The sequence below is a fragment of the Psychrobacter sp. Ps7 genome, from assembly GCF_022129225.1.
In the GTDB taxonomy this organism is placed as follows: domain Bacteria; phylum Pseudomonadota; class Gammaproteobacteria; order Pseudomonadales; family Moraxellaceae; genus Psychrobacter; species Psychrobacter immobilis_A.
In genome coordinates, this window is record NZ_JADQAH010000001.1 from 191,483 (window position 1) to 206,582 (window position 15,100).

Annotated in this window: 15 protein-coding genes; 3 read left to right on the top strand and 12 right to left on the bottom strand. The window is 42.1% G+C overall.

Annotated elements, in window-relative coordinates; all coding sequences use genetic code 11:
• Positions 1–186 precede the first annotated feature (186 nt).
• Together rodA and I3257_RS00785 are read left to right on the top strand one after the other, a co-directional pair.
• Positions 187–1,329, top strand: coding sequence for a rod shape-determining protein RodA (gene rodA / locus I3257_RS00780; protein WP_055124925.1), 1,143 nt, complete (start codon positions 187–189; stop codon positions 1,327–1,329).
• Between the two features lie 920 nt (positions 1,330–2,249).
• The gene (locus I3257_RS00785; RefSeq protein WP_045446414.1) at positions 2,250–2,864 is read left to right on the top strand and encodes a septal ring lytic transglycosylase RlpA family protein; all 615 of its coding nucleotides are present in this window, start codon (positions 2,250–2,252) and stop codon (positions 2,862–2,864) included.
• Positions 2,865–3,034: 170 nt separating this feature from the next.
• Here I3257_RS00785 and radA read toward each other — a convergent pair whose 3' ends face one another.
• The 11 genes from radA to I3257_RS00840 all read right to left on the bottom strand — a co-directional run bounded on the left by radA (position 3,035) and on the right by I3257_RS00840 (position 14,157).
• Complete coding sequence (radA, locus tag I3257_RS00790) at positions 3,035–4,474, bottom strand: DNA repair protein RadA (protein WP_045446411.1); 1,440 nt, start codon at positions 4,472–4,474, stop codon at positions 3,035–3,037.
• Between the two features lie 358 nt (positions 4,475–4,832).
• Positions 4,833–5,612: an LPS export ABC transporter ATP-binding protein gene (gene lptB, locus I3257_RS00795; protein ID WP_087815937.1), complete on the bottom strand. Its 780-nt coding sequence runs from the start codon at positions 5,610–5,612 to the stop codon at positions 4,833–4,835.
• A gap of 79 nt (positions 5,613–5,691) precedes the next feature.
• The gene (gene lptA / locus I3257_RS00800) at positions 5,692–6,174 is read right to left on the bottom strand and encodes a lipopolysaccharide transport periplasmic protein LptA (RefSeq protein ID WP_087816076.1); all 483 of its coding nucleotides are present in this window, start codon (positions 6,172–6,174) and stop codon (positions 5,692–5,694) included.
• A 186-nt stretch (positions 6,175–6,360) separates the two neighbouring features.
• Positions 6,361–6,945 carry an LPS export ABC transporter periplasmic protein LptC gene (lptC, locus tag I3257_RS00805; RefSeq protein ID WP_045446404.1) on the bottom strand — a complete coding sequence of 195 codons (585 nt, stop codon included), beginning with the start codon at positions 6,943–6,945 and terminating at the stop codon, positions 6,361–6,363.
• A complete protein-coding gene (locus I3257_RS00810) occupies positions 6,942–7,508 on the bottom strand; it encodes an HAD hydrolase family protein (RefSeq protein ID WP_201560936.1) in 567 nt (188 codons plus the stop codon). The genes lptC and I3257_RS00810 overlap by 4 nt, the downstream gene beginning before the upstream one ends.
• A gap of 99 nt (positions 7,509–7,607) precedes the next feature.
• The gene (locus tag I3257_RS00815; protein ID WP_045452836.1) at positions 7,608–8,600 is read right to left on the bottom strand and encodes a KpsF/GutQ family sugar-phosphate isomerase; all 993 of its coding nucleotides are present in this window, start codon (positions 8,598–8,600) and stop codon (positions 7,608–7,610) included.
• 214 nt (positions 8,601–8,814) lie between these two features.
• Positions 8,815–9,348, bottom strand: coding sequence for an RNA chaperone Hfq (gene hfq / locus I3257_RS00820; RefSeq protein WP_087815933.1), 534 nt, complete (start codon positions 9,346–9,348; stop codon positions 8,815–8,817).
• 471 nt (positions 9,349–9,819) lie between these two features.
• On the bottom strand, positions 9,820–10,968 hold the full coding sequence (gene miaA, locus I3257_RS00825; RefSeq protein ID WP_087815931.1) for a tRNA (adenosine(37)-N6)-dimethylallyltransferase MiaA: 1,149 nt from the start codon (positions 10,966–10,968) through the stop codon (positions 9,820–9,822).
• 92 nt (positions 10,969–11,060) lie between these two features.
• The gene (gene mutL / locus I3257_RS00830; protein WP_238048505.1) at positions 11,061–12,926 is read right to left on the bottom strand and encodes a DNA mismatch repair endonuclease MutL; all 1,866 of its coding nucleotides are present in this window, start codon (positions 12,924–12,926) and stop codon (positions 11,061–11,063) included.
• A gap of 90 nt (positions 12,927–13,016) precedes the next feature.
• Complete coding sequence (gene tsaE, locus I3257_RS00835; protein WP_201581423.1) at positions 13,017–13,541, bottom strand: tRNA (adenosine(37)-N6)-threonylcarbamoyltransferase complex ATPase subunit type 1 TsaE; 525 nt, start codon at positions 13,539–13,541, stop codon at positions 13,017–13,019.
• The gene (locus I3257_RS00840) at positions 13,534–14,157 is read right to left on the bottom strand and encodes a 6-carboxytetrahydropterin synthase (protein WP_238048506.1); all 624 of its coding nucleotides are present in this window, start codon (positions 14,155–14,157) and stop codon (positions 13,534–13,536) included. Before I3257_RS00840 ends, tsaE begins: the two co-directional genes overlap by 8 nt.
• Before the next feature lie 396 nt (positions 14,158–14,553).
• On the opposite strand from I3257_RS00840, the gene I3257_RS14135 reads away from it, so the two are divergent.
• Positions 14,554–14,676, top strand: a complete 123-nt coding sequence (locus I3257_RS14135; protein WP_020443648.1) for a hypothetical protein — start codon at positions 14,554–14,556, stop codon at positions 14,674–14,676.
• Positions 14,677–14,765: 89 nt separating this feature from the next.
• Here the strand turns inward: I3257_RS14135 and I3257_RS00845 are convergent, their stop codons facing one another.
• Positions 14,766–15,098 carry a YnfA family protein gene (locus I3257_RS00845; RefSeq protein WP_055125033.1) on the bottom strand — a complete coding sequence of 111 codons (333 nt, stop codon included), beginning with the start codon at positions 15,096–15,098 and terminating at the stop codon, positions 14,766–14,768.
• Positions 15,099–15,100: the final 2 nt, after the last annotated feature.

Consider the following 15,100-nt stretch of genomic DNA (forward strand, 5'->3'; position numbering starts at 1 on the left):
CAGAGGCGTGTTATTGGTAATTAACACTTATCCTTATAATTTTTATAATTATGTGACTTTATTTCTTATGTGTTACTTTATCTACGATATTTTACTTGCATAGATATAGATATGGTGCGATTACCTTTAAATGTTGATCTGATTTGAAAATTCCCTCTTACCTCAATTGCCAGACACACTTTGCCTATGTCTTCTAATCCGCAATACCGTTTTTCACGTCAGAGCCATCATTTAGGCCAAGGCCATGCGCCATCGTTATGGCAGCGTATACATATCGATCCATGGTTGACCCTCCTCTTATTGACGGTTTGCTGCATTGGTTTGACAATTTTATATAGTGCGGCCGGTCAAGATGTCGGTATGGTATTACGTCAAATGGTCAGCTATGGTGTGGCCTTTACGGTTATGTTTATCATGGCACAGATACCGCCTAGCCTTTATCGCACTTTTACACCCATCTTTTATGTAATGGGATTAATTTTATTGGTATTGGTCGATATCATCGGTGAAGTACGTATGGGTGCTCAGCGCTGGATTAATTTACCAGGGTTTGGCAGTGTGCAACCCTCAGAATTTATGAAACTTGGGATGCCAATGATGTGTGCTTGGTTTTTATCCAAGCGTGATCTACCGCCCTCTTTATCAAGCATCGTCATTACCTTAGCCTTAATCATCGTCCCTGTATTATTAATTGCAAAAGAGCCTGATCTTGGGACGTCGCTATTGGTGGCAGCCAGTGGTATCTTTGTACTTTTTTTGGCAGGGTTGTCTTGGCGATTAATTTCAGCTGCCGCCATATTAGCAATACCGCTTATTGCGATTGCTTGGAATTTTCTATTACATGATTATCAGCGTACCCGTGTCTTAACACTGCTCAATCCTGAAGCCGATGTACAGGGGGCTGGGTGGAATATCATTCAGTCAAAAACCGCCATCGGTGCGGGTGGGCTCACTGGTAAGGGCTATTTAGAAGGCACGCAGTCGCATTTACATTTTTTACCAGAAGGTCATACTGATTTTATTATCGCGGCTTTTTCAGAAGAGTTTGGTTTGTTGGGCGTAATTTTATTAATGTTCATTTATTCCTGTTTACTCCTGCGCGCCTTATATATCGCTTTCACCCATCCTGATGTATACAGTAGATTACTGGCGGGTGCAATTGCCATGTCTTTCTTTGTTTATGTATTCGTTAATGTGGGTATGGTTGGTGGTATTTTACCCGTCGTTGGCGTTCCTCTACCCTTCATTAGCTATGGTGGTACTGCGATCGTCACTTTGATGGCAGGATTTGGACTACTTATGTCCATTCACACTCACAAGCCCAGTTGATGCACAGTTACCAGTGATTCTCTAATAAACATTCAAACTTTACCTTAATGCTATTCATGTTAAAAATCAAAAAATACAGGCTATATAAAAGTCGTAAGGCGGATGAACCAGCCAATTAAAGCCTTCATTTAGAATGTTTTCACATGCAAAATGGTTGAAAATAAATATAAATCAACAACAAATTAAGGGTTTCTAACAAATTTTATTGTTTCATCATTTTATGGCAAGTCCTATAACTTGCCATAAAAATCCTCCTATCTACTTTTAATAATAAATACAAGCCATTGATTTAATTGAAATAATTAAAAATACCCTCATATTTCCTCTCATCAAAATACTTCGTTGCCAATTGGTACTGATAGATTTTAATCCTTGTTTTTTACAAATAATTGCGTTAACCTCGTTTTACTGTACTTTGATACATAACCCGTACATAGCTACTAATAAACTTTGCATTTAATTATATTTTGGTTGTAGCTCGTACGTATAGTTAGCGAATTGTAGATTCCAAGCTTTCAAATACACTACTTAATTAACGGTTTAATAACAAAGACACACGCAATACCTTCTAAAACCTTTATTAATTTAGCAATGTTAGAAAGCTTGTAAATAGCACATATAGCGGACTCGGTACTCAACCTTTGTATTCGGATTGGGTGTTCTACTAATATCGTTAGCTGTCATTTGAGCGTTTCATAAGTATCTTTGGTCGTATTATCCTGACCCGCTTATGATAATAAAATGAAAAATTACCATACCTTAAAATCTATAAAAGCCACGTTTAGTATCAATAATTATATGAAAAAAATATTGATGATGCGGCTTTAGAGTTTGTGACGCTGTTAGATTGGTCTAACATTGCCACGCTCAGTCTAGAACTATTAGAGTTAGATTTTAAAGTATAAGTTATAGAGGTATCTATGAATAAGCGTTTATCTGGTTTACTTACCATGTCAGCAGTATTGTTTGCTGGCTCCGCAGTTGCTACTAATGCAAATGCTGTAGAAGCAAAAACCTCTCTTGCGATGATTTCACAAGATAACGCCTCCCATATCGATCGTGTACTTGGTGAGCTTAGCCGTCAACATGATGGTGCATCAAGTTTGGTGAAGTCAGCACGCCAACCAACTTCATTGGCACTTAGCAGCTCGCTGTTAGCCAGTGACACCTCTCAACTGACTAATGATGAAGATGTATTAGAGCGTCTGACAGCCGTAGCCTCTAACTCGGTCAGTAAATTTAAGCAAACAGGCCTAGCCTCTTGGTATGGTCGTAAATTCCATGGTCGTAAAACAGCCAGTGGCGAAACATTCGATATGAATGGTTTGACAGCGGCGCATCGTTCACTGCCATTGAATTGCTATGTTAAAGTCACGAATAAGACCAACGGTAAAAGCGTCGTGGTAAAAGTGAATGATCGTGGTCCATTCCATGGTAACCGTGTGCTAGATTTGTCTTATGGTGCTGCCAAAAAACTCGGTATTACGGGTAAAGGTGTGGGTAATGTTGCTATTGAGCGCGTTTCAGGACCATAATTCTAAAAAAACAGTCTATTTGTATTAGACTATAAAAAGCGCCTAACACATCAGTGTTAGGCGCTTTTTTGTGGTTTCAGTTTATTGTATCCATTAAGCTACAGATAAAGCTGTAGCGCCTAGCAATAACTTATAAAACAACCATAATCAAAATGATTAACCCTTGCACCTTACAATTCAAATGCACTTTCAATGGCATCATCGAGACGTTCAACGGCAATCACATTGATGCCTTTAAATTGAGGAGCATCCTTAGCAGGCGCATTGGCTTTTGGAATAATGGCATGCTTAAATCCATGCTTCATCGCTTCCTTTAAACGTTCTTGACCGTTCGGTACAGGACGGATTTCACCCGACAATCCCACTTCACCAAATACAGCCAATGACGATGGCAAGGCTTTTTCTTTAATACTTGAGGCACAAGCCAACAATACCGCCAAGTCAGATCCCGTCTCTATAACCTTGACACCACCGACGACGTTGACGTACACATCTTGTCCGCTAGTATGAATACCGCCATGACGATGCATGACGGCCAGCAGCATGGACAGACGCTGAAAATCCAATCCTAATGCCATTCGTCTAGGTGATCCTTGCGAATCATCGACTAACGCTTGTACTTCCACCAACAAGGGTCGTGTGCCTTCGCGGCTGACCATGACGACAGATCCAGCAACGGGTTTGTCATAGCGGCTCAAAAATATCGCTGATGGATTGGCGACTTCTTTCAGTCCCATATCTGTCATACCGAAAATACCTAATTCGTTGACGGCACCGAAGCGGTTTTTGACGGCACGAATCATCCGAAATCGTGAGTCTGATTGACCTTCAAAATATAAGACAGTATCAACCATGTGTTCAAGGACACGTGGCCCTGCGAGCGTGCCTTCCTTGGTTACATGACCCACTAAAAATAGCGCGGTGCCAGTCTGTTTGGCATAGCGAGTCAAGATGGCCGCAGACTCTCGAATTTGACTGACGCCACCAGGTGCAGAATTGATTGCATCCGTATAAATGGTTTGAATAGAGTCAATAATAGCGATGGCGGGCTGCTCTTGAGTCAAGGCGGCACAAATAGTCTCTACATTGGTTTCGGCCAGTACGCGTAATCTATCGGCCGGTAAATCTAAGCGCCTAGCGCGCATAGCAACCTGTGCCAATGATTCTTCACCAGTCACATACAAGGCGCTACCTGCTAACGAGTCTGCACGTGCCATATTAGTCGCAGTTTGTAGCAAAATCGTCGATTTACCGATACCAGGGTCACCGCCGATTAAAACGACTGAACCAGCAACCAATCCACCACCAAGTACACGATCAAACTCACTAATACCAGTTGGTAAGCGTGTGTCTAGCGTTACGCTCACAGCATTAAGCGGCATGACCGCACTATGCGTACCCGAATAATTTCCTGATGGTGCACCACCTGATTCACGAGATGCTGATCGATTTGCTACTGGTTTAGAAACGTTTTTATTGTGATGCGGCATGCTCACATTTGGTGCTTCGACCAAGCTATTCCATTCACCGCAATCGGTACATTGCCCTGCCCACTTGCCAAAATGCGCGCCGCAATGCTGACAGACATAACTGCTCTTATTTTTTGCCATAACGTATGAACCTTATTCAAGTGTCCAATCAAGATTAATTGATAAAATATCGTGACGCTCTGATAAGCATTAATTTGAGAATGATTTTTGAGATAAATTAGCCATCAGTATGACGGACTAGATCTTATAGAAGAAGTAAGGCTAAATATGATGAATAGCTAGGTATAGGAAGAGTAGCAAGCGCTGTCTTGAGAACTTAATGGAAATTATAAGTCTAACAGACAGCGTAAATAGTAGCGCGAAAAACACGTTGAGATATTAAGGGTGTATTGAACATTTAAAAATACGCAGAGCTAATCGATGCGCATTTAGCAAAAAAATGTATTCGAGACAAGTACAATGTTCAACACATCCTCATTTATACGTGAAAGTCTTTACCCAAATAAACGGCTTTCACCAATTCATTTTCTAACACTTCACTAGAAGTACCCTCAGCGATAATAGCACCTTCTGAGACGATATAAGCTTTCTCACAAATAGCCAAGGTATCGCGAACGTTATGATCAGTAATCAAAACACCAATACCACGATTTTTGAGGGTCAAAATAACGTCTTTGATATCACCAACAGAGATAGGGTCCACGCCTGCAAATGGCTCATCTAATAAAATGAATTTTGGGTCAGCCGCCAATGCACGGGCAATTTCACAGCGACGACGCTCACCACCTGATACGCTCATGCCTAATGATTTTCGTACATGCTCTAAATGGAACTCACCGATTAACTTTTCAAGTTCTTGCTTTTGCTCGCTTTTATTCAATTCTTTACGAGTTTCTAAAATAGCCAAGATGTTGTCTTCGATAGACAATTTTCGAAAGATAGATGCTTCTTGTGGTAAGTAACCAATACCCGCACGCGCACGCTCATGCATGGCATATTTAGACAGATCCATTTTTCCTAAAGTGACACGGCCTTTATCCATATTGACCAACCCTACCACCATATAAAAGCTGGTTGTCTTCCCTGCACCATTTGGACCTAATAAACCAACGACCTGCCCTTGTTCTACGGAGAAAGAGACATCTTTCACAACCCAGCGCTTACCATAGCGTTTGCCTAGATTTTGCATTGATAGTCGCGTCGCAGGTGCTGCGTTATTGTTGGTTACCAAAGGGTTTGTATTCTTATTATCACTCATAACTTACTCATACGGTTGCAGAATTCAAGCACTAATACACTAAGGGGTGTTGATACAGTTACATTAACCATTCAGCTTTTTAGCGGATGCTACTTTGGCTACCATTACTACTGGGCGGAAACACCAACTCTACGCGCTGATTACCGCCAGCAGTTGCTTCAACATCACCAGCTTTTAGGCTATAACGAATGACATTACCCGCAAAGCTTGCGCCATTTTGAACCAGCTTAGCATTACCCGTCAAAGTAACAATACCAGTGACCGCATTATAATCAATCTTATTGGCTTGACCTTTTGCCAGCCCTTTTTCTTGTGTGACTACCTGTTGCATGGTTGCAGGGCGTCCGGTCGCTACTGCTGAATTGATACTGCGACCCTGTGATAGGTTAACCGTAATGTTATCAGCGGTCATTTTAAACGTACCTTGAGTGATAATGACACTACCCGAGTAGCTGGTAACGCCTGTACGCTCACTATAGGTCGCTTTATCAGCCAATAGTTTGATTTCTTGATTGGCATCTGATGGCAGCGCATGACTGTAAAGTGGTAGTGCCAGCAGCATAACCGTTGGCAGCACATGTAATTGACGCAAGCGGCACGATGTTAGATTAAAGCGTGCTAATGATGAGCGCAAAGTAGGCAAAAATTTAGATGTCATAAAAATCACTCGTTTTATAATGGGTAGTAGGATTTGCAAACTTTATGCTAGCTGCTATTTTTATTACATAGTCAATAAGAGTTACTGCGATCAAAACAATGCTTTATCTTGGCGTTCAGCTGGAGTAAAAGCGACGGCAACTTGACCAAACTCATATTCACCGGTCTCAAGGTTGGCGGTCATGCTAGAAGCTTCAAACCGATTCATGCCTTGTTCAATCTTAACAGGCGCGTCACTATATACTTGCCCTGATTTGGTATTGCCTTTAAGGATACTACCTGTCACCTTTATCGGTTCAATATCTGGCGCGTCTTTATTGCCTTCACTGACCAGTGAAAAGCCCCCTGACAAGCTGAGTTCACCCGTTTGCTGACTGATAGCAGCACTACCCGCTTCAATACGATAACGCTGCTCTGCCGATGGCTCCCAATTCATAGTGATGCCTGACATCTCGTCTAAATTGGTCTCTGGATTGTGCGTCAATGTTTTGGCAGTCAGCTCATACTCAGTTTCGCCTTTCTCATTAGTCTGTACCGCTTTGATATCTGTTGCTTCATAATCAACATCGGTTGCTTCCATGCTAACTGGCGGCGCTATCTCTCCTTGCTGTTGAAAAAACCAACCTGCAATACCAGCGATAATCAAGGCAAGAACTATTAAAACACGAGTATTCACGACAAATTATCCTGAGTTTTTGCTGCATCAAGCGTATAATACGCGATGAAGTCTTGATAGTGTCCATGACCTTTCAAAATGAGGTCACATACTTCACGTACAGCGCCAGTGCCACCTGATCGGGTGGTGACCATGTCACTGCGATTGATGACTTCAGCATGCGCATTGGGTACTGTTGCAGCAAATCCAACGGTCTGCATCGCTTTAATGTCTGGTAAATCATCGCCCATGTAAGCGCAATCAGCAGCCGTGATATTGAGCGCTGGATCAAGTATGGTTAGTAGCTCATTTAAAGCAACCAGCTTATCATCACGACCTTGCACCACATAATTAACGCCCATTTCCGTGGCGCGCTTATCTACCATGGCACTGCTACGACCTGTAATAATAGCCGTCAAAATGCCATAACGTGCTAACGACTTAACGCCTACGCCATCATGGACAGAAAAGGCCTTGGTCTCGATACCATTGGCATCATAGATAATTTGACCGTTTGATAAAATACCATCGACATCCATTATCAACAGCTTTACTTGTCCGGCTTTTTTGATTAAGTCTTGCATCATATCCCTCTTTCTTAAGGCTATTTTTTACATTTTATTGTTATAAATCGATACTGTGCGAATCTATACTGTATAAACCGATATCTTTATTAATGCTATTTATTTTACACCGGCTTGTAGCAAATCATGTACCGTAATAATTGCTTCTAAACGATCTTGGTCGTCAATAATTAGCAACTGGCTAATACCATTTTCATTCATCACACTGAGCGCATCTGATGCGCGCATGGTCTTACTAATGCGCCGTGGATTACTAACCATTACTTCAGCCATCGGCGTTTGCAAATCGATGCCTTTTTCTAGACCACGGCGTAGGTCACCATCTGTAAATACCCCAACCACCTTATCATTATCATCGGTCACCACCGTCATTCCTAAGCGCCCAGCAGACATAGTAAAAAGCGCTTCTTGCAGTGGCGCTTGCTGATGAATAAGCGGCAAATCTTCTGACTTAGTATGCATTAAATCTTCAACTCGCGTTAGCAGCTGACGACCTAATGCGCCTGCTGGATGCGATAATGCGAAATCCTCTGAGGTAAAGTTGCGCGCATGGACTAAGGCAACGGCCAATGCATCGCCAAGCGCTAAGGTCGCCGTGGTACTGGAAGTAGGAGCAAGATTAAGTGGACAAGCCTCTTGCGATTTACCGAGCGTCAATACAATATTCGCGGCACGAGGCAACATACCGCGCTTATCACGGCTAATACTAATCAGTGGAATATTTAGGTGTTTGACCACTGGCAGCAGCATCTTAATCTCATCGGACTCACCAGAGTTAGAGATAGCAAGCAGTACATCACCTTTTACCAACATGCCTAAATCGCCATGCCCAGCTTCACCAGGATGCATAAAAAAGGCTGGCGTGCCAGTAGAGGCAAACGTCGCCGCTATTTTACGCCCAATCAATCCTGACTTACCCATACCAGTGACCACGACTCGACCCTTACAAGCTAAAATAATATCGCATGCTTGTGCAAACCTATCGTCTATCTGCTCTGTTAGCAAAGCCAATGCCGATATCTCAGTGTTAATCGCTTCGATAGCCTTACTAATAAACTGCTCATGGGTTAGATTGATTTGGGTATTACTCATGGATTCGCTCTATTTTATAATGAATCAATACTGTATTTTACTATACTATGCCCAATATTAATAATAATCTACGAAACCAATCGCTAACAACTCGGCACGTCATTTTAGACCATTATTATACGTTTATTTATACAAAAAAAACCCACTATAAAAGCAGGTTTTGATCGGATAAATCACGTATTAGTAATGCACCTTCGATAATGAATCTTGCTCTCTAACCATTGTTATCATTAGATCCATCATTTGGCTTTTCCTCAAAACCCGTATTATCTGCTGGGTTTTCGAAGCCACGGTCTTGACCAAAACCGCCACGTTCAAAGCCACGCTCCTGACTCTGACCAAAGCTACCACGCTCAAAACCACGATCTTGACCTTGGCTAAAACCGCCACGATTAAAACCACTGCGATTAGACGCAAAACCGCGCTCTTCAAAGCCACCTGTGCTAGCAGGATTACTACCGCGTTCAAATCCGCCGCCTTGATAACCTGCTGGAGCAGCGCTTTGCGGTTGAGTACTTGTACCTGTCGTTGTCGTACTGCTACGTGGATTACGTGCCGGCACGACGGTTGAGATAGCGTGTTTGTATACCATTTGACTGACAGTGTTTTTGAGCAATACCACGTACTGATCAAATGATTCAATCTGACCTTGCAGCTTGATACCATTGACCAAGAAAATAGAGACAGGAATACGATCTTTGCGCAGCGAGTTCAAAAACGGATCTTGTAAAGTTTGTCCTTTTGACATGAGAGCTCTCCTAAATATTATTAATTATGTTTTAGTGCCAATTATTTTAAGTGTTCATTTAATTATAATGGCTAACGGCAGATACAATAATAAATTTTCTTTATAAAACGTATCTAAATAAACGCTACTTGTTCTTAAGTGATTCCACTTTATCGCGAATACATTATTATTGTAAATAATTAAGTAACTAGTTGTTTCAGTAGTTATTTTTATCAACAAACGTCAATTAATATTGATTGAAAACACAGTTAGGCTAATATTACACCTACTATTTTGATGAATTTAAATTATAACAGCTATCTACGATATATTTTGATACTAATTGTCATTACTTTCTAATAGTTGCATAGAGCTTTTTGCAATACTATATTTTTAGTACACCATATTGTATTTATAAGGTATTAACTCATACCATATTTTGAGGCGATAGTGATTTTGCTATAACTGATAGCTTTAGTATCATTGATAGATTTAATATAAATAGTCTCTTGCCTGCGCCATGGTAGTGAATGCTTTTACCACCATATTGCGGTCTATAGAATAGCCTTCCTCACTAGAGGTATCGGCTGCTATCGCCCCATCCATGGACTTACTAGGCAATTGCATGACTTTGCGTAACCATGTGTACTGACGTTTTGCCAATTGTCTTGTCGCATATAATGCCTTATTTTGCATTTGCTGACAAGCAAGTGCCTGGGTCGCATCATCAGATAAGCTTGATTGAGCTGAAGACTGCAGCACTTCAAAAGCACTGTAAAATTGCGCTTTGTCTAGATGAGGCTGTTCAAATACTGGGTGATCGATATGTACTAGGTATTCTAGTACTTGGCGATAACCAACGCAGCGCATGGATGGTAGATTTGGCGTTAAAGGATAGCGCTCCAGCAGACCAATGACCTCAGTCACCAACCCGTCATTCCACATGATATCTAAACGTTGCTCGATACGTGTATGCAACCATGGACGATCAGGCATGACTGTCAATGCATGCCATTGCTGATTGGGATTATTTGCCAATGCCTGCTTGGGCTTGCGCTGCCAGTCACTTATAGGAATGTCAGTTTGCAGATAAACTTCAACTGCTCGGGTGATGCGCTGAGTATCAGTCGCATTAAGGCGCTCATGGCTGATCGGATCTATCTCACCCAAATAGTCGTAAAGCGCACTAATGCCTTTATCTTGCCGCCACTGCTCCACACGTGCGCGAACACTATCATCACTGTCAGGTACTGGAGATAGCCCGTCTAGCAGTGCCATGTAATACATCATAGTACCGCCAACCAGCAACGGTATTTTGCCATTCTCGTGACAGCTATCAATCAAACGGGCAACGTCATTCACAAATTCGGCGACGCTATAGCTCTGCATAGGATCGATAATATCAACCAAATGATGTGGATAACGCGCCAACTCAATAGCGGTTGGTTTTGCCGTACCGATATTCATATCACGATAAATCAGCGCTGAATCTACTGAAATTAGCTCATAACGCCCTGTATCATATAACTCATAAGCCAGTGCAGTCTTGCCACTTGCTGTCGGCGCCATCAAACACACCACGCTATTATCTGCTAAATTGGCGTTTAGGCGATAAGATGAGCTGTCAGATGAAAGTTGCATAGGCTTGCCTTTATTAATGATATTAGTAGCAATAAATAACTTTGAGCAGTGTCATTGCTAAAATTTGCTTATTATATTTTTTGTCGTTATAGCTATCTTGACTCAGGCGCAGATAATAGCATCAATGTTGCTAATTGATTACCATCTATCGCTTTAATCGCATGCTGAGTCAGTAACGCGTCGATATCCGCCAAGAACACCATCAAGTCTTGCTTTGACATTTGCATGCTCACGGCAGCAAGTTGCTGATTAATGTCATTTGCACTGTGCAGCCATTGATCTTTTTTATATGCCCTATTGCTAAGTAAACTTGACTCAAATAACGAACGCATTTTTGATTGCCAATTCTCTGCACCGAGCAATACACATTGGCTTTGATGATAAAACAATAGCCAAGGCAGTGCTTTATTCTCACTATATGTCGTGCCAACAGATTCGGTTAATGCCTCATTTAAATGAGTAACAACGTCTAGGCAATAAGGCAAAGATGTCGAATGTATTGCGACATCGTTAGCGATACCTCTGGTGTTTTGACTTGTTTTCTCAGAAACACTTGGTACGTTTAAGGTTTGAGGCGAATACCTATTTTCTGACAACTGATAGGGTTGTTTGGGCGCTTTTACCTGCTGGCTTTTGCTTGAATAAATGGTCGTTGATGTGTTTGGCATTGCAGTAGCGAATGCGTTATCGATAGACAAATTACTATCTACTATCTGACTATTACCTAGTATTTGAATAGCATTAGCAGAACTGATCGTCTCTGTAGTCACTACTGTCTTAAGTTTTGTCCGAATCGCATGGCTTACATGCGCCATAATATTATTGAGCGGACTTATTTTAATACGCTGTTTAGATGGATGCACATTGATATTGAGCCACTGAGTGGGCAAATCAAAATAAAGCGCATAGCCAGTTCCTACCAACTGAGCAGTTTGGGCAAGTTGGCGTAGCTGATTGCTTATCAATGCTTCTTTTACCAGTCTGCCATTCACATAGATTAATTTTGGTAAGGTATCCTGCGAATCAGTGATAGGCCATAACCAACCATTAACGCTTGCTTGATCGCCAAAGCCATTATTAACATATTCTCTGGATGGCTGCATTAAACTGGTGAGGTCTATCGCTATCTCTAACGCCTTTTTGGTTAACGACAACCCAGTCGCTTGCTCAAGACGTGCCAATGGCAAAGGATTGACATTATTATTGCCATTAGCATTTGTAGAAACGGTATTTAAAGACTTTGAATTTGAAAGCCTTGTAGTTGAAGACACCGTACTTAAAGACATCGTACTTAAAGACATCGTACTTAAAGACATCGCACTTGAAGAAAGTGACAATCGTTTTTTATTATCATGAAACAGCGTCAGTGCCACATCTGCTCGCGCCAAAGCCACTTCGCGCACAATCGTTTCGATATGACCGAACTCCGTCGCAATAGATTTCAAATTGCCACGGCGTGCTGGTACGTTAAAATATAAATCTTTAACCGTAATGGTGGTACCACGATGATGCACAACTGGCATGAGCTTTGGCGCATCATCTAACACACCTGCGACTTGCAACTGGCGACCGATGCCACTGTCATCATGGCTACTGGTTAAAGTCAGCCGAGATACTGCCGCCGTCGCTGCTAGTGCTTCCCCGCGAAAACCCAACGTCGTAATACCGTGTAAGTTAGCGACATCCGCGACTTTACTGGTTGCATGACGGGTAATTGCCATGACCATATCATCGGGATGAATACCCACGCCATTGTCGACCACTTCAATCATACCCATGCCGCCTTGAGTAATATGTATCTCAATATTGGTCGCACCAGCGTCAATGGCATTTTCTAGCAGCTCTTTGACTACAGCTGCTGGGCGTGTCACTACCTCACCCGCTGCCAATTGATTGATGAGCAGCGGCGATAGTTTTTTGATGCGAGTATAAGAATGATTGTCTGGCATTTTCGGCATTAAGAGGTATCGTTGTTTTACGTGATGATAAGTAGTACTGGCAGATATTGATGACTTATATTAAGGTCTGTTGAACATTCAAATGTATAATTAAATCTTAACAGAGGATAAATCCAAGCCTTGCGCTTGTCCAGCCTTCGATAGCCGCAGCTCGACTTGACGAGACTCATTATCCTTATCAGTGCTAGTAGCTTGCGTCATATCGATAAACAAGGTCGGCGGTGGTAAATAGCTGTCCGCACGGCTTGCCCATTCGATGATAACCAATGCATTTGGCTCATCCAGATATTCATCAAAACCGATAAAAGACAGCTCTTCTGGGTCTTGCAGACGATACAAATCCGCGTGGTAAACTGGCTTGACTGAGCCGTCTGTTTGCTCGATGCTATAAGGCTCGACCAAGGTATAAGTCGGGCTTTTGACGGCACCTGCATGCCCGAGCGCCTGCAACCAATAGCGAGTCAGAGTCGTTTTACCTGCCCCTAAATCACCTGCCAACCAGACACTACCTGTCAAAGGTAAAGCTGCCAATTGTGCAGCCAAACGCTGAGTATCGGCTTCTGTATACAGTGTCAGCGTCTTAGCATTTTTGTCCTCTGTTGTACTATTAGGCATCGGGCTTACCTACCTGCACTTTCGTCTGTACCTGCATAGTCACCGTTGGGTTGATAAAGCTTTCACCGCGGATCAATTTGGCATATAGCTCAGGGTCGTGCCACTCGGCACTGACTTGATCGCTAAACTCAAACGCTTCTAGATGAAGCTTACCCATTTGCTCATTCGCCACATCATCAGCAAAGCACTGCGCGTAACCGGTAGCGGTTTCATGTGCAATCACCGAGTAAACGCTGACATCAGATTCACCGTTTTGCATTTGGGTTTGTTTTAGAATTTCTTGCGCCCAAAAGAATATCACGCGTGAAAACTGCTCTGCCGATGGCGATACTGGCAAGCTTATCCAGCGCGCACTGAATTTTTTACAGGCAGCGACATACTCAGGGTCGTCTTTATTCCAAAAACAAATCGCGTGATCAAAGCTGTCGATAATGTCCTTGATAGACGATTTTAATAAGCCAAAATCATAGACCATTTGCCCATGATCCAAGCGCTTAGCCTCAAGAATCAGTTCAATCTGATAACTATGACCATGTATAGAGTGTTTGCAGCGCTCAGAGCTACAATTACGCACAATATGTGCATTTTCAAATTTAAAAAGTTTACGGATACGCATAACAATCAACCAAAACAGTAAGCATTTTTATGCTAAATATGAATATTATAAAAGTTTGCCGCGACGACTTATCGGCTTGTGGCTTATTATAGCAAATCGTGATGACTCCGTAAGTAAGCACTTATTAATAGCAGTATTGACTAAATAAATTCATGGCATTGAAAATCTACTTATAAAACTCATTTATCAAACAAATTTTTAGAAGGAGCATTATACAAGGGATGGATACAGGATTGACTCAAATCGTAGGTGAATTGTGCTAGCGCTATCTATTGCGACCCCTTAAGCATATACTCATTGCAGTACGCACTATTTGCGTCATCAGCATTAATCTAACCTTAAAACTATTTACACTGGCTTAAAAGGTATTACGGCTTATCTCAAGAGGAAAAAACCATGAGTAAAGGTCAAGACAGTAAAAAGAACGTAAAAAAGAAACCGCTATTAACGGCAAAAGAGAAAAAAGCTGCCAAACAATCTAAGAAAGACGACAACGGCAGTATCTTAGGTAAACATTAATATTTAGTGCATCATTGTGTCACTTAAATCTATGCCAATCGAACCTCACGGTTTGATTGGCATTTTTTATGCTAGGTGCGGTCTTTATGCTAAGCACCGCGCGGCGCAAACATAATAATTGCCATGCCTAATAACGCAACCGCAGAACCTACTATATCCCACGTGGTCGGCCTGATACCATTCACCGTCCACAACCATAAAATAGCCATCGAAATATACACGCCGCCATAAGCCGCGTAGACTCTACCAGCTGCGGCAGGATGTAAAGACAACAGCCAAACGAAAGCGACCAAACTTAGTACGCCAGGGACAAGCAGCCAAATAGACTTACCTTCTCGCAACCATAGATAAGGCAAATAGCAGCCCGCTATCTCTGCTAATGCGGTCAGCGCAAACAGTCCAACGGTTTTTAATTCAGTCAAAA

Bases quoted from the DNA above. Each gene is read 5' to 3' on its own strand.
- miaA (WP_087815931.1), bottom strand. From the start codon at position 10,968: ATGCAACTTTCATCTGACAGCTCATCTTATCGCCTAAACGCCAATTTA.
- I3257_RS00815 (WP_045452836.1), bottom strand. From the start codon at position 8,600: ATGAGTAATACCCAAATCAATCTAACCCATGAGCAGTTTATTAGTAAG.
- I3257_RS14135 (WP_020443648.1), top strand. From the start codon at position 14,554: ATGAGTAAAGGTCAAGACAGTAAAAAGAACGTAAAAAAGAAACCGCTA.
- lptA (WP_087816076.1), bottom strand. From the start codon at position 6,174: ATGCTGCTGGCACTACCACTTTACAGTCATGCGCTGCCATCAGATGCC.
- mutL (WP_238048505.1), bottom strand. From the start codon at position 12,926: ATGCCGAAAATGCCAGACAATCATTCTTATACTCGCATCAAAAAACTA.
- I3257_RS00840 (WP_238048506.1), bottom strand. From the start codon at position 14,157: ATGCGTATCCGTAAACTTTTTAAATTTGAAAATGCACATATTGTGCGT.
- hfq (WP_087815933.1), bottom strand. From the start codon at position 9,348: ATGTCAAAAGGACAAACTTTACAAGATCCGTTTTTGAACTCGCTGCGC.
- tsaE (WP_201581423.1), bottom strand. From the start codon at position 13,541: ATGCCTAATAGTACAACAGAGGACAAAAATGCTAAGACGCTGACACTG.
- lptB (WP_087815937.1), bottom strand. From the start codon at position 5,612: ATGAGTGATAATAAGAATACAAACCCTTTGGTAACCAACAATAACGCA.
- I3257_RS00785 (WP_045446414.1), top strand. From the start codon at position 2,250: ATGAATAAGCGTTTATCTGGTTTACTTACCATGTCAGCAGTATTGTTT.
- rodA (WP_055124925.1), top strand. From the start codon at position 187: ATGTCTTCTAATCCGCAATACCGTTTTTCACGTCAGAGCCATCATTTA.
- I3257_RS00810 (WP_201560936.1), bottom strand. From the start codon at position 7,508: ATGCAAGACTTAATCAAAAAAGCCGGACAAGTAAAGCTGTTGATAATG.
- radA (WP_045446411.1), bottom strand. From the start codon at position 4,474: ATGGCAAAAAATAAGAGCAGTTATGTCTGTCAGCATTGCGGCGCGCAT.